Annotated in this window: 12 protein-coding genes and 3 pseudogenes; 9 read left to right on the forward strand and 6 right to left on the reverse strand. The window is 59.8% G+C overall.

Annotated elements, in window-relative coordinates:
* Window positions 1–7: 7 nt before the first annotated feature.
* The 3 genes from B5525_RS27310 (at window position 8) to B5525_RS47955 (ending at window position 3,278) form a co-directional block, all read left to right on the forward strand.
* Window positions 8–1,765 carry an MOSC and FAD-binding oxidoreductase domain-containing protein gene (locus B5525_RS27310; protein WP_079568782.1) on the forward strand — a complete coding sequence of 586 codons (1,758 nt, stop codon included), beginning with the start codon at window positions 8–10 and terminating at the stop codon, window positions 1,763–1,765.
* Between the two features lie 1,018 nt (window positions 1,766–2,783).
* The gene (locus B5525_RS27315; protein WP_079573846.1) at window positions 2,784–2,963 is read left to right on the forward strand and encodes a hypothetical protein; all 180 of its coding nucleotides are present in this window, start codon (window positions 2,784–2,786) and stop codon (window positions 2,961–2,963) included.
* A 96-nt stretch (window positions 2,964–3,059) separates the two neighbouring features.
* Window positions 3,060–3,278, forward strand: coding sequence for a DUF6894 family protein (locus B5525_RS47955; RefSeq protein WP_425305216.1), 219 nt, complete (start codon window positions 3,060–3,062; stop codon window positions 3,276–3,278).
* Between the two features lie 747 nt (window positions 3,279–4,025).
* Here the strand turns inward: B5525_RS47955 and B5525_RS27320 are convergent.
* A complete protein-coding gene (locus B5525_RS27320) occupies window positions 4,026–4,373 on the reverse strand; it encodes a MerR family transcriptional regulator (RefSeq protein WP_079568783.1) in 348 nt (115 codons plus the stop codon).
* 85 nt (window positions 4,374–4,458) lie between these two features.
* Between B5525_RS27320 and B5525_RS27325 the strand changes: the two genes are divergently transcribed.
* Both B5525_RS27325 and B5525_RS27330 read left to right on the forward strand, forming a co-directional pair.
* Entirely contained in the window at window positions 4,459–5,469 is a 1,011-nt protein-coding gene (locus B5525_RS27325) for a zinc-dependent alcohol dehydrogenase family protein (RefSeq protein WP_079568784.1), read from the forward strand.
* A 414-nt stretch (window positions 5,470–5,883) separates the two neighbouring features.
* A complete protein-coding gene (locus B5525_RS27330) occupies window positions 5,884–7,527 on the forward strand; it encodes a GMC family oxidoreductase (RefSeq protein WP_079568785.1) in 1,644 nt (547 codons plus the stop codon).
* Window positions 7,528–7,766: 239 nt separating this feature from the next.
* On the opposite strand, the gene B5525_RS27335 is transcribed toward B5525_RS27330, so the two are convergent.
* The 3 genes and pseudogenes from B5525_RS27335 to B5525_RS27345 all read right to left on the reverse strand — a co-directional run.
* Window positions 7,767–8,018 carry a hypothetical protein gene (locus B5525_RS27335; protein ID WP_154073460.1) on the reverse strand — a complete coding sequence of 84 codons (252 nt, stop codon included), beginning with the start codon at window positions 8,016–8,018 and terminating at the stop codon, window positions 7,767–7,769.
* A 17-nt stretch (window positions 8,019–8,035) separates the two neighbouring features.
* Window positions 8,036–8,587 (reverse strand): DUF1097 domain-containing protein, encoded by a 552-nt coding sequence (locus tag B5525_RS27340; RefSeq protein ID WP_079568787.1) that lies wholly within the window; start codon window positions 8,585–8,587, stop codon window positions 8,036–8,038.
* A gap of 484 nt (window positions 8,588–9,071) precedes the next feature.
* A pseudogene (locus tag B5525_RS27345) lies at window positions 9,072–9,458 on the reverse strand (hypothetical protein); the annotation flags it as partial.
* A gap of 652 nt (window positions 9,459–10,110) precedes the next feature.
* On the opposite strand from B5525_RS27345, the gene B5525_RS27350 reads away from it, so the two are divergent.
* Both B5525_RS27350 and B5525_RS44470 read left to right on the forward strand, forming a co-directional pair.
* Complete coding sequence (locus B5525_RS27350; RefSeq protein ID WP_074278830.1) at window positions 10,111–10,314, forward strand: cold-shock protein; 204 nt, start codon at window positions 10,111–10,113, stop codon at window positions 10,312–10,314.
* A gap of 747 nt (window positions 10,315–11,061) precedes the next feature.
* A pseudogene (locus B5525_RS44470) lies at window positions 11,062–11,193 on the forward strand (IS630 family transposase); the annotation flags it as partial.
* A 24-nt stretch (window positions 11,194–11,217) separates the two neighbouring features.
* Here B5525_RS44470 and B5525_RS44475 read toward each other — a convergent pair.
* Window positions 11,218–11,616 (reverse strand): hypothetical protein, encoded by a 399-nt coding sequence (locus B5525_RS44475; protein WP_154073461.1) that lies wholly within the window; start codon window positions 11,614–11,616, stop codon window positions 11,218–11,220.
* A gap of 342 nt (window positions 11,617–11,958) precedes the next feature.
* On the opposite strand from B5525_RS44475, the gene B5525_RS27360 reads away from it, so the two are divergent.
* Entirely contained in the window at window positions 11,959–12,333 is a 375-nt protein-coding gene (locus B5525_RS27360; RefSeq protein WP_079568789.1) for a hypothetical protein, read from the forward strand.
* A 147-nt stretch (window positions 12,334–12,480) separates the two neighbouring features.
* Here B5525_RS27360 and B5525_RS27365 read toward each other — a convergent pair.
* Window positions 12,481–12,750: pseudogene (locus B5525_RS27365) on the reverse strand (efflux RND transporter permease subunit); the annotation flags it as partial.
* Window positions 12,751–13,410: 660 nt separating this feature from the next.
* Here B5525_RS27365 and B5525_RS27370 point away from each other — a divergent pair.
* Window positions 13,411–13,701, forward strand: coding sequence for an H-NS histone family protein (locus B5525_RS27370; RefSeq protein WP_338075317.1), 291 nt, complete (start codon window positions 13,411–13,413; stop codon window positions 13,699–13,701).
* The last annotated feature ends 190 nt before the right edge of the window (window positions 13,702–13,891 follow it).

Here is a 13,891-nt window from a genome sequence, read left to right on the forward strand (position 1 = left end):
AGCATTCATGGCCAGGGTTGTTTCGGTCAATGTGGGCATGCCGCGCGACGTGCCTTGGCGTGGCAAGCCAGTCAGGACCGCGATCTGGAAACGCCCGGTCGAGGGTCGGGTGTTTGCCGGTCGTCTCAATCTCGTTGGTGATGGTCAGGCCGATCTCGCCGCGCACGGCGGCGAACAGCGTGCCGTGATGGTGTATCAGCTCGACTCGTATCGATACTGGTCGGATTTCCTCCAACACTCGGATTTCGAATTCGGTCAGTTTGGTGAAAACCTCACGGTCGAAGGAATGGCGGACAGCGACGTCTGCATCGGAGACCGATACCGGATTGGCGGCGCCATCTTTGAGGTAACCCAGCCGCGCGTCACCTGCTGGCGCCTCGGCATCAGAATGGGCAACGAGCGGATGCCCGCGCTGGTCGTGGCACATCGAAGACCCGGCTTCTACCTTCGGGTCCTCCAGCAAGGCGAGATCGGGGCGGGGGACGCGATTGAAAAGATCGCGGACGGTCCCGAGCGCATGACCGTCGCGGAGATCGATCAGCTGCTTTATTCGGCGGACCACCCGGTGGATGCGCTGCGCCGGGCGGTGCGGATTTCCGCGTTGAGCCCGGGCTGGCAGGGTTCGATGAACTCCCTGCTCGATGCCGTGCTGGCGGGGAGGCGCAACGGAAATGCCGGTCTTTCGGCCGCGCCCGCGGCAGCGCCCGCCTGGAACGGCCTGCGCCGGCTGCAAATCGTCGCCAGCAAGCGCGAGAGCGACGACGTCCGGTCGTTCGATCTTGCGGCCGCAGACGGATCGCGTTTGCCGGATGCGCTGCCCGGGCAGTACCTCGTTGTGCGACTGAAGCCCCGGGCGGATTCGGCGCCCGTCATGAGAAATTACTCGCTTTGCGGGCCGCCGGGCACCGGCATCTACCGGATCGCCGTCAAGCGCGAGCACGACGGGATCGCAAGCGGCTATCTGCACGAGCGCGCCAGGGTCGGAGACGTGCTGGAGGTCTCCGCGCCGCGTGGATCGTTCGTGCTTCAACCAAAGGCGTCGCCTGTCGTACTGATGAGCGCCGGAGTAGGCATCACGCCGCTGCTGGCGATGCTGCAGACGCTGGTCGAAGCGGAAGAAGCTTCGCCGCGTGAGGTCTGGTGGATTCATTCCGCGCGCGACAGCGCGCACCACCCCTTTGCCGATGACGTGCGCCGCCTGATCGCCGGCCTGGACAAGATGCGCTCGTTCGTCTTCTACACGCGTCCCGCTGCCGGCGACCGGCCCGGTTCGCAATACGATGCCGCGGGACGGCTCGACCTGGCGCTGCTGCAAAAGGCGGGGTTGCCGCTGTCCGGGACCTTTTATCTCTGCGGCCCCGCGGGTTTTATGGGCGCGATGACATCCGGGCTCACGGAGCAGGGCGTGCCGGGGGTGCGCATCCGGACCGAATTATTTGGTCCGGCCGCCGCTCCGTCTGACGGCGCTGCACGGCCAGCCCCACACAAGCCGAGCGGCGAACCGGGCTCGGGTCCGATCGTCACTTTCGTCCGCAGTGGTTTGGCCGTGCTCTGGGATAGCCGTTTCGGCAGCCTGCTCGAACTTGCTGAAGCTTGCGATGTCCCGGTGCGCTGGTCCTGCCGTTCCGGCGTTTGTCACAACTGCGAGTGCGGCATCGTTGACGGCGAACTTTTGTACTCACCTGATCCGATCGATCCGCCGGGCGCGGGCCTCGCCTTGATTTGTTGCTCCACGCCAAGGACGAGGGTTGATTTGGATCTTTGAGGCGGGATCGGGCAAGCTAGTTTCTTCCGACTTTCGGTGACGCGGCTGAGGATTTCCGATTCAATTGTCAAACAGCGAGAGGATGTGCGTCCGCGATCTCGCGGCGCGATGCGCCCGAGCCTTGCGTCGGCTGGCCGCCCTCTCGAGGCGAGAGGGCGCAGGGAAAGCCGGGTGCGCGCTGCACCCGCGGTCCCGTGTGCAATTGTTATTGGCAAAAGGCACACGAGCATACAGGTTCAGCGGAGGCAATCCGGCTTTCCCTGCGCGATGGGTTACGGCTTATTCCGCGCTCTCCCGGGTGACCGGGCTTTCTTGCCACCCTCATCCGCGAAAAGTTTTGCTTCCCGCGAACTTGACACCAGCGTCGGGGTGTCAGGACCACACGGCTTCACCGTCCGCCACGGCAGCACTCGTCATTCGCCGCCATCGCGTCCACCGCATCCCACCGCACGTTTGTGACGATCGCGAGCCGCCCCTCTCATCGGGTGAGACGGTTTTGAAATAGACTGATTTGCGGTTTCTGAAAATCAGAATATTTCTTCCCGGGGGCTTGACCGGCGTTGGGCGATTTGCCCGTCGGGTCGATTTGTCGCGGGTAGCGCGCGAGATTTCGCTTGCGCGCAAGACGAAGCAGAGCGCGCGCCGAAGTCACAGACGAGCACGAGGCATGGCTGCAGGGCGATGACAGGGCATCTGGATTTGTCCAATACGCACCGAGCGAAGAATTAGCCGGACTTCTGGTCAACTGCCGATCAAGAGCGGTCCCGGGCCGCTGTTCAACTTCACCATTTCATTGCGGAAGCGTTCAGCCTGCCGCACCTGTCCGCCGCTGCTGTTGAGATTTTTCAATCGGCAACAACGGCATCCATGCATCTGAACAGTCGTGTTAGTCGACCGTGCCGCTGCGGGGTGCCGATTCTAAGCATAGAAAAATCCTTTGTAAAAACTGTGATTGGTTTTGAATTGCTAAATAAGTTTGGTGTGCTACACGCTCGACTCCCGAAAAAGGAATCAAACGTTGGCCAAGAAGAAAACATTAGCCCGTCGCCCATGGACTAAAGAAGATTTGCGTACGTTGAAGACGATGGCGCGCGATAAGCAGGGCGTGAAGAAAATCGCCAAGGCATTGAAGAGAACCCCCGGCGCAACAAGCGTGATGGCAGTTAAGCGTGGTGTATCATTGAGTACGCGGGGATAATGGCCACATTGTAATCCAGCCCAAACCTGAATTATTTGTCACTAACTGACTAATTTGTCACTAGATGCCAGCCATCGCTCGCACTATTGCGACGCGATGGTTTACTTCTTTCACATCGTTGGTGGTTCAGAACTGTATCCCGATGAACTGGGACGTCGTCTGCCCACGCTTGAATCCGCAAAACGTCACGCTAAGGTCCTTGCTGACGAATTGAGGACGGGCGGCGACTTCTTCGGATCAAGTTTCGTTCGCGTCGTTGATGAGCACGGCAATACAGTCTTCGAATGCCCGGTCTCATCGCCGAAGTCGGACTAACCCGCAAGCAAATTCACGACGCTCGCGCCGTGCATATAACGTGGCCCTTCGCGCCGTCCCGTTGCTCCGTCGTAGATACTGCCTCAGGTTCCCAATCAGCTTTCTTCAATCGCCGTTCCTCACCGCGTAACAAGAAGCCGTGACGCTTTAGATATGTTGCCTGCGGCTCGAAAATCGGCGGGTCGTGGCGCTTGAACTGGGTGAAGCCGAGGAAGACGCCCGCATGGCGCGGGCGATGATCGACGCTCCCCCCGGGGTTGCGGCGAAGTTCCCGAAACTGGAACAGTCCTAAGCTCATACTCCCAGCCCGGACAGAGACGCTGCGTTTTCGCTCCCATTCTGATTCTGCGTGATGGCGAACGGCCGGTGCTGTGGCGCCGGCATCGCTGACGGCGACCGGCGAGCGCAATCAGGTTGGCGTTGACACATCAGGCCATCGCAGGATCTTGAGAGGCCGCGGCTGGATGCGAGCTTGGCCGGATTGCAGGGACAGGTCCGCACAGCGCGTGCGACGATGGGGTGGCGTCCTTGCAAGCTGAGCCTGTGCCTGACGTCGGTAGAGGGGGCCGCAGGAAACTAGGAAGGGCCGTAGATGGCATCCCGTCGCGCCGACCTCTTTTGCTTCCTGGCGAGGCTCTGCGCCTGCGGATGGAAAGCCTCGCCGATCTTCTTCGGCCCATCGAGCACTAAGCTGTAGTTTACTCGGCATAATCGACGCTTCGATCGAGCCGTGCAGGTATCTGGCGATCAGTTCACGCTTGCCAGGAAGCCAGCCAGAATTGTCCGGCTCTGGCTGAGCGTCTCGATACGTTCATCGATCAGGCCGACCTGTCGAGCGAGTATTCTGCGCAGGTCGTTGCACGGCTTGAATGCTGGATCGTCGTTCGTCACGCACGGGAGCAACCGCTGGATCGTTTCAAGCGTCAGCCCGGCAGCGCCAAGCATTTTGATCCGCCGCACGGTTTTCTCTTCCGCCGGGCCGTAGTCGCGATAACCGGAATCGGTTCGTTGCGGCGCAAGCAACCCTTCGCCTTCGTAGTAACGCAGCATTCGGACGCTGACTCCCGTCCTCCGGGAGAGTTCACCAATTTTCACCTGAAAAACCTCTTGACCCTGACATCGCTGTCAGACCTTACAGACTGTGCTCATCCAAGTGAATACCCCTTGCGAAGGAGCAACGATGAAAGCCTACCATTTGAATGGCCATGCTGGTGCTGGTGGCCTTGTGCGAGCCGATGTCAGCAAGCCCGCACCCGCCAACGGCGAGGTCCGCGTCCGGGTCGAAGCGGCAAGTCTCAACTACCGCGACCTCCTGATCCTCGACCGCGCAAGCCAAGGCGGGTTCAACGGCCGCGTGCCGCTCTGCGACGGTGCAGGCGTCGTTGACGCCATCGGCTCCGACGTCGTGCAATGGCAGCTGGGCGACTGCGTTGCCGCATCGTTCTTTCGCGATTGGGTCTCGGGGCCGTTCAAGGCCAGCTACGTTCCGTCAGCCCTCGGTAGCGGCACGATGGACGGAATGCTGGCAGAGTATGTCGTGCTGCCGGCAACGGCGCTAGTCTCCGTGCCGGCGCACCTGTCCTCGGTCGAAGCAGCGACCTTGCCCTGCGCCGGCGTCACGGCCTGGCACGGCCTCATCGCACGCGGCGGGATGGGCAAAGGCGACACGCTGCTGGTCCAGGGAACAGGTGGCGTCGCGCTGTTTGGCCTTCAGTTCGCAGCGGCGCTGGGGGCGCGTGCGATTGTGATATCCTCCTCGGATGAGAAACTCGCCCGTGCCAAGGCGCTGGGCGGCTCGATCCTCATCAACTACCGCGACACGCCTGACTGGGATGTCGCCCTGATGAAAGCGACGGACGGCGAAGGTGCCAGTCATATCCTCGAACTCGGCGGTCCTGGTACCTATGACCGATCGCTACGATCGGTCGCCTCGGGTGGCAAGATCGTTCAGATTGGTGTTTTGACAGGGTTCGGCCCGAAGCCCGACCTCGCGCGCCTTCAGTGGGAGAATGCCGACATCATCGGTATCACCGTCGGATCGGGCGAACATTTCGCCGCTATGAATCGTTTTTTGACCGACAACGCGATTCACCCAATCGTCGATCGGGTGTACGGCTTCGACGAGGCACCCGAAGCGTTCGCCCATCTCCGGACCGGCTCACACTTCGGCAAGATCGTTGTGAAGCTGTAGGCACGACGGCAAATTGCCGAGATCATCGTGATCCGAGCGGAAAAGAGCCAAAACTCGGATTTCTGAAGATTCCCCGCATCCATTTGCAGGAAACTGAACAGCGAGCCACCGCGCTCGAGGAGCGTCGGATCCGAGCACCGGTCGTGCTCAGATCGCCATCAGCCCAGCGCGCGCCGAAGTGTTACGCCCGTAACCACTTCGCACCGAAAGGAAAGAAAAGCGTAACAGGCGGCTGCGACACTACCTTGAGGCATCTGCCCCTCAAGATAACGGGTCATTGCCGCGTATCAGACGTAACAAAGATATGACGCTGGCAGTCAGAACGAATCTCCCGGCCGGCGCGGCCCATCGTACGGTTGTGAGCTCGCTAAGCGACGTGTGAAGGTCGATTGGCAGTAATCGGTGGTTTGACGAATGATGAGCATGATCTCCGGCGATCTCAGAGGCGGCTGGCAAGTCAATCGCCGCAAGGCCTTGGCGGCGACGGTCGGCGGCGGCTTGGCGCTCTCAGATCTGACTCGGTCCGCCGGGGCCGCATCCGGCGTCCGCGTACTCCAATCACCTGAACAGCTTCATTCGGCCTACGACTACGTTATTGTCGGTGCGGGCTCGGCCGGCTGCGTTCTGGCGCATCGGCTCGGTCTGGCTGGACGACGGGTCCTCCTTATCGAGGCCGGCAGCCAAGCGAAGCTGGCAGCCATCGCAGATCCGCCAGAATGGCCCAAGCTCCAGGGCAGTCAGGTTGACTGGTGCTATTTGACGGTCCCGCAATCGGGGCTGGGAGGCCGCATTATACGCTGTCCGCGGGGCAAGGTCGTGGGCGGCTCAAGTGCAATCAACGCCCTCGGCTATCTGCGCGGCCACCCGGCCGCTTATGATCGCTGGCCCGATGGGTGGCGTGCTGCGGATCTTCTGCCGTACTTCAAGCGCGCCGAGACTTTTTCTGGTGGTGCCAGCGCATGGCGGGGTGGCAATGGTCCTCTGCACGTCCTCTCGCTCGCGAACGTCACGGATCGCAATCCTGTGGCATCCGCCTTCATCAAGGCGTCGCAAGACCTTGGGTTCTCGATGACGCCCGATATCGGAGGGGAGGTCACAACAGGCGTTGGCTGGAACCAACTCAATATCAAGGGACGGATTCGCCACGATGCGGCGACGGCTTATCTCGGGAGTCTCGAGAGCGTAACCGTCGATCTGCTGGTGGACACGGAAGTGCTCGGCCTTGTGATTGAAGACGGACGGTGCATCGGCCTGCGGCTTGCCGAACACTTCGTGCGGGCCGACAATGAGGTCTTGCTTTGTGCCGGTGCAATCGATTCGCCGCGCCTTCTGATGCTGTCGGGAATCGGTTCGGCCGACCAACTCCGAGCTCTCGGCATTCCCGTTGTCCTGGATCTGCCGGATGTCGGCCGCCATCTTGAGGACCATCTGCTGGTCGCGGGCGTGGCGTATGCGGCACGGCGCGACGTGCCGCGCTCGCACTACCAACATGCCGACGCTCTCCTGTACGAGCCGTGCACGGACCCGAATGACAGCCCGGAGCGCGTTGTGATGTGCCTTTCCTTGCCGTTCGTCCTGCCGAGCGTCGGCCCGTTGCCTTCACCGGTTTACGTTCTTGTGCCTAGCCTGATGCGACCCCGGAGCCGCGGCAGCGTGAAACTTGCCTCCGGCGATCCACGGGTCCCGGCTCTGATTGATCCGAACTATCTCTCCGAGCCGGCCGATCTGGACCTTCTTGTTGAGGGCGTTTCTCTCGCCCGCGAAATCGGAGCCGGTGCTGCCTTTGCCGACTGGCGTGCGCAAGAAGTCTATCCGGGGCCCGAGGGAACAAACACCACCGACATACGCAAGTTCGTTCTTCGCGCGGCAGATTCGTTCCACCACCCCGTCGGCACTTGCCGCATAGGGGCTGTCGTCGATGAGGCCTTGCGCGTTAAAGGCGTGGCGGGTCTGCGCGTCATCGACGCCTCGGTGTTTCCTGGAATCCCGCAGACGTTCACCAATGCCCCCACAATTGCGGTAGCCGAGAAGGCGAGCGATTTGGTGCTCGCAGGGTAAAGCACCGTCAGCTGTTTTTGTGCTCCGACATGCGGCCGTTGAGCGGAGAGCTTGTGTTCTGAACTAAGGTTGGATCCGTGCATCAATTGGCGACGGCAGTGCTTCTCTGTTGGCTAAGGACGGGCCGTTTCTCCACGGCCAACGCCATGCAGAGCATCGCACGCAGCGGCGGTCAATGATCGCGCAAGTGACCGCAACGCGGCGCTGAAGACGTCATTGATGGCCGCGACCACGGTGATTCAGTGCGGAGTTGCAAGCCAGGGCAGACCCGTCTCGCTGACGTCGCCGCGCGACGGCGCCGGCAGGGCACGGGGAGAGGCCGGCGCTGTGATCTCAGGCTCGACGTTGAGGATATCGAACAGCCGTTCCGCCGCACCTGACGTGGCCGAGACCTCGCCCCAGATTTTGCTGAGCTGGCCGAGGCCAGCGACAGCGAACGCCGCATACATCGACTTTGGGACTGAGTCGATGCCGGAATTAGGACCGGGCACAAAACGCCGTGCTTCGGTTATGCGTGCGCCGCCCTGGTCGGCAGTTTTGTGGGCAGCACCTTCGCGAGCTGGTCCGAGGCATAGCCGAACAGGGCTCCGATCACCATCGAGACAATGAGCAAGACCAGCGGGTTGGCGAACGAGGGCGAGACCAGGTTGTGCAATGGGCCCGTGGCCGGCGCGGCGGATGGCTGGTGCAGCGAGTATGCCACAAGCGCAGCGTAACCGTAGACGTTGGCCGGTACCACGGACAGCAGATCGATCGAGGCGACGATGACGAGGCAGAAAACAGTGACGCCGACGACAATCGCTGGCCAGACCGCTCCCAAACCAGGGACCGGGACGTTGACGATGATCAACAGTGCGACCCATGCGACCAGCGCACCATAGGCATTGCCGATAATCGTCTTAACAAGTGCATTGGTGTTGGCACCGCTGTGGAAGAAGCACCCCCAGCCAATGAAGCCCGCCCACACGAGGACGAAACCGCTCAAGGGCCCGAGCGCGAGAAATGCCCAAATGCCTCCGAGAACGGCGATACTCAAAGAGAGAGCAATCACCTGTGTCATGACATACCTCCCATGTGATGCTTTGTGGTGGAGCGGCACTGCGGATGACCTGCATCGTCGCTGTGCTCTCGCTCCAAACCCAAATATAGCACAATTCCGGTGAGTCGTTCGGGAGATACTGTAAATCGGCGTCCAATCGTGACCTTGGGAGCCGGTGGCGCGGGTCGCTGATTTACACCAGTTTCTGCCGATATGGACTCTTCGAGGACCACATCGCGACCGCGCCGCATGACATCGACCGGGTTCCGGATCGCCGCCCTAGTCTGGACGACTACGCCGCCGGGCTCTCCTATATGACCGGGCTCGCTCATGACGCTGGGCAATCAGCCTGCGATCTGTTCAAGGACTACCCGCAGTCCCTGGCTTGAAGAAAGTGACCGCCGACGCCTCCGGCTTCGTCGCGCTGATGCCAGAAAGGCACGGCCGGAACTTCGCAGGACCTGCCGGCGGCCGAAGCTGCTGCTGCCGGTGTGCTTCCGTGCTCCTCAGCTTTTGTGGTGCGCTCCGACATCTGATGGAAAACTGGCAATTGCAGCACAGTCGCTCGCTGGCCTTCGACGAGCAGCGTCACCAGCACATTGCTTCCATCGGGAAATTCGATCGCGTCGTGATGGCGATGCGGCACAATTGGTTCAACCACACCAAATTTGGCAACTCGGAAGCTGGTCGTTCTCGTCCAGATCCATCCCTGGTCGTACTTAACGTTTTGCTCGAAGGCTAACTCGGTTCCGGGAAGCAGGCAGACCGCCACACCGGGTTCGCCTTCCGCCGCAAAGCCACGGGTCGAGGTCCTGGGGAACATTGTGGTGACGAGCGTCTCTCCAACCTTGGCGGGACGCGATGCCATGGCATGCAGACTATAGTCACACATCAGATTTGCTCCTCTTTCGAGATAGCGCACCCGCACCCGCGATGGCGCGAGCGTCTATCAGTGTGGTCCAGTGGTGAATATTACCCAGCTTGCGGGCAATTCTACGGCCCTCCTCAATTCAAGTATTACAGAATCCGCCGGTTCACGCCGGCGCGCCTTACCTCGGTGAGTGCAAATCACCTTGAAGCCAGCGTCCAAGACCCTTGGACTTCATAGGATCTTCATACGCGGCAAGGATCTCATGCACGCGATTGCAGATAGCGCATTCAAACCTATGCAAGTCGACGCCCGGGCGTGCTAGCTCGATACTGACGAGCATCATCGGGGCCTTGCACTTCGGACAAGCCGGGCGCTCAATTGCAACGAATGGAATGACGGGCGATAGACGTTGAGCCTGGGGCATGATGCTTCCCTCGAATAGGCGGGAGCGCAACACTCTCTGTCACCGGTAATGCCTGGGAGGCGGAGCGGTGATTGTTTGAGTATGCGCCTCCGGGGATCTCAAACGCCAGTTAATTCTCGGATATTTGGAAGGAAGGTAGGCAACAGCCCATACTCCGGGCCCGCCGGCTCACCCCGGCGGGTTTTGCTTGCCTTCCAAATCGGCACGAGGTTGTCTTGAGGTTCTATCGGGATATGGGAGACGACCAAGGTGGCAACTGGAACGGTGAAGTGGTTCAACGCGACAAAGGGCTATGGGTTCATTCAGCCCGATAACGGCAGCAAGGATGTGTTCGTGCACATCTCCGCGGTCGAGAAAGCTGGGCTCAGCACACTCAATGAGGGTGCAAAGGTGAGCTATGAGGAGGTGCCCAACAAGGGGAAGACTTCGGCGGAGAATTTGAGGGTCGGGTGACTTCGGAAGGGCATGACGAAGCGCCGGCTCACGCCGGAGGGGGCGCGCGCGGTTCGCTGCGCCGGGTCTCTTGTGCATCGCATCGAGGTTTTGGAACCTTTGAAGGTATTCTATGCCGAGATATCCGCCACTGGCGGATGATTCATGGGGCTTCGCACCCAAACGCTGGTAGTGGATTAGTTTGATTGTGGCGGCGGGTTTCCACTTGTTTCGGCGTGCCCTAGGCGCATATTCCGAGAACGGCGACAATTATCCGATGCAATTGCGGCGCTGGGTACAAACGCACCGATGCCAAGCTCTTGGTACCGCACACCGGTCACGCATCCTGTGAAGTCTGCGGGGCCACGCTAGAGTCTTGGTTGGAAAGCACCCACGTTGCCACATTCGAACTGTTCAAACCTCCGGGCGGAAAGCCCGGTAGTGGTCAGTTTGATCGTGACAGGATGACTGGCTTGAACGGCAGCGCCTGAGGCGCATATTTGAAAAATGAACTCCGATTTGTCTGCGCCGTTGACCCACGAAGAATTCGTCTCGTTGCGGGACTGCGCTAAGGGTTTGATGCACCGGACAATCCCGGCCGAACACAAAGACCGACTGATCCAACTAGGGTACATACAGGAGTTGTCGGGCGGACTTCGACTAACGAACGCTGGCAGACTGAGGATTGCGGAAGGCAAATGACCGACAAGCATCCCAAACGCCCTAGGGACCTTGAGGGCCCCTTGTGGCGTTTGCGCCATAATACCGCGCAGATGGCTTGCGCGACATTCGCGCTGGACGTTCCACTTCACCCCAACCTCGGCGTCCTGGCTCAACGCCGTGGAAGGCTTCTTCGCCGAGCTCACAAGGCGCCGCCTCAAGCGCGGCGTCTTCCGCTCCCCTCGTCCTGCGACATGCCAAACATCATTGGCAGATTCCACTGAGGGCTGAAAAAAGCCCGCGATGCGACCGAATGGCGATGATCAGGGGTTTCTCGCGTCCTATCTTGAATTCGTAGACTGCAATTTCATAAAGGAGCCGCGACCCAGCGTAGCCAAGGGTCACGAACGCGTTTTCTTGCGAACCTTTTTGAGCAACTTCCCATCGATTTGCAGCCGACAACGCATCGCCGACAGCATTGCCGGTTTCTTTGTCGATCGATACTTGGCGTTTAAAAGGCGCACTCGGCGCGGGCCGAACGAGTCCCTCGTCATTTACCCGCACCCATTCCTTAATTTCACACGAATAGATCTCGGCCACGGCTCCGGTCGGGCACACAGCAAGGGCCGCCATAATGGCTGCAAATGTGGTGTTGAGTTTCAATCAAATGACTTTCCGAACTGGCTTGTTACTCTCCCTTAGCGGCACAAGAATCCATCATCGCAAGCATTGCAGTGGCAAGGTTACCGTCGTGCGTACTCCCGTGCAATAATCAGCACTCGCGTTGGACACGCCTTAAGTGTGCCACGTGAACGACCACATAAGTGCTAACCGGGTTGGGATTGCGGTTTTTTCCTCGGGTCAGCTATCGCTCAAGCACCGTCAACAGCGACTAGGGGGCGAATATGTACGAAGTTCTGATATTACTGGCGGTCGCCAGCATTCCTGATAATCTCTGCTTTGCGAATGCATCGGGCTTGTCTTCCACCATGGGTGGGTGCTGGCATGTTGGCATTTCATGAGCGGCTTTCGGCGATCGCGGCCGGGTTTGTCTTGCTGTTACTTTGCAATCCCGCGCCGGGCTTCGCTCGCGGCAGCCAGGTTGGCCACGACGATCCCTGGAATCCGGAACATATCGAACGTCTGCCTCCCGAGGTTCGGAATGCTGTCATCCGCATGTGCCGAGACTCACCGCGCGCCGGCCACTACTTTGCGACCTATTTCAACAATTCGCACCTGATGAAACTACACTTCGAACATCTGCACTGTGACGGGCAGGCAGCATTTTGCAGGGGAGATAGTTGCCTCCACGAAGAATACGGCTCTACCCGAGGCCATTATAGGCTTTTGAAGAGCTACTACGGCAGCAAGAACGACTGATCCAAGCCTATAGAAATTTTAGCGCGCCCGCGAACGATCAGAAATCCGAAACGAATAGCCGACTTAGCTATCGTTTAGCGGTCCTCTCGTCGCATTTCTCCGCGTCACCGTCGACTAATGCTACATTGTAACGCATCGACTCGCTGATCATTCTGCGGCCCGCCGTATGAGTTCGAGATGGACCACTTCCTCCAGCCGCTTGCGTCCGAACAAGGCGTAGAGCGCCGGTAACACGAACAGCGTGAGCAAAGTAGCGCTGATAAGGCCGCCGATGACGACGGTCGCGATTGGCCTTTGCACCTCCGCGCCCGTGCCAGTGGCCAACGCCATCGGCACGAAACCAAGTGAAGCCACTAGGGCCGTCATTGCGACCGGCCTCAGTCGGGTCAGTGCTCCCTCATAAATCGCATCCAACTTTTCTTGGCCTTGCAGCGCACGCCGGGATCTGCGCGGGGGGCGGGGAGAAATCCTCGTCCCTACCGCGACCATCGCGGCTCGAGCGTGACTGCTGAATCCAACCATTTTCATCGGACAATCCAATAGGCTTCGGCGCGCTTCGGGGCGCGGCGCAAATGTCGCTTGCGGCTTGCGCCGGTAAAAGCGCTCGAATCACGCTGATCCGGGCGAGGGCCTAGTTATCCCGTATTCGTGCCAAGCCGGCCCGGCGAGCACGATTTAACGCATGAGGATTCCACCGTAACCAAAGTGGTGTATTAAGTTTGGTGTCGGCGGCTCAGGTTAATTCGGGGGCCGTTAGTGGGTTAATTTATTGGCGTAACCCGTTTGGGCTATTGAATAAGCTGCGAAACCACCGTAACCAATTGCCGAGCGACGGTTCGATATGGGAGCAATTAATGGCCCCACGTTCCGTCCCTCCATTGCCAGCGGTTGCTTTCGAAGTCGCGGTCATCGGCGCGACCATTACGACCGCACAGCAAAAGAAACTGTCCGCTTCGGCACACTCCGCAACTCGCGCCGGCCAGCCTTGATCGGGCGGCTGGACCAGTTCTAGGGGATATGAACATGAAACCCGACGATCTTGAATTGATGTCCGTTGACGAGCTTTGGGCTCTTCACATGGAAATCGATGCTGTTCTGACGCGCAGGATATCTGCGGAAAAAAGGCAACTTGATCAGCGACTGCGACAACTCGGGTCAGGTGCATTTGAAGGAAACGTTCGGCGAGAACGGCGTCCCTATCCGCGAGTCCTCCCTAAGTACCGAAACCCCGACAAACCCTCAGAGACTTGGGCGGGCCGTGGTAAGCGGCCACGCTGGTTGACTGCAAAGCTCAGATCCGGAAAAAAGCTCGACGATTTCCGGATTCAACCGTCCTCAAGTCGGAAGCAGCGCGCAGCGAGGCGGTAACCTAACCTTTTACCTTTTGGCGCGGCGCCGATACCGCCTTCGGCTGATGCCTTTGCAGCGCTCGCATCACGCTTATTCCATCATTTGAACGCAATTTATTCGGCGACCGATGACGGACATTCCGCGCTTACCGCCTTCGAGCGGTCTTTGTGTGTTTGGCGGTTCCAGAATTAACCCGCAGCGCGGGTAT

This window comes from Bradyrhizobium erythrophlei (assembly GCF_900129505.1).
Taxonomy (GTDB): domain Bacteria; phylum Pseudomonadota; class Alphaproteobacteria; order Rhizobiales; family Xanthobacteraceae; genus Bradyrhizobium; species Bradyrhizobium erythrophlei_D.

Bases quoted from the DNA above. Each gene is read 5' to 3' on its own strand.
- B5525_RS27310 (WP_079568782.1), top strand. From the start codon at position 8: ATGGCCAGGGTTGTTTCGGTCAATGTGGGCATGCCGCGCGACGTGCCT.
- B5525_RS47955 (WP_425305216.1), top strand. From the start codon at position 3,060: ATGGTTTACTTCTTTCACATCGTTGGTGGTTCAGAACTGTATCCCGAT.
- B5525_RS27325 (WP_079568784.1), top strand. From the start codon at position 4,459: ATGAAAGCCTACCATTTGAATGGCCATGCTGGTGCTGGTGGCCTTGTG.
- B5525_RS27330 (WP_079568785.1), top strand. From the start codon at position 5,884: ATGATGAGCATGATCTCCGGCGATCTCAGAGGCGGCTGGCAAGTCAAT.
- B5525_RS27340 (WP_079568787.1), bottom strand. From the start codon at position 8,587: ATGACACAGGTGATTGCTCTCTCTTTGAGTATCGCCGTTCTCGGAGGC.
- B5525_RS27360 (WP_079568789.1), top strand. From the start codon at position 11,959: ATGTTGGCATTTCATGAGCGGCTTTCGGCGATCGCGGCCGGGTTTGTC.
- B5525_RS27370 (WP_338075317.1), top strand. From the start codon at position 13,411: ATGGAAATCGATGCTGTTCTGACGCGCAGGATATCTGCGGAAAAAAGG.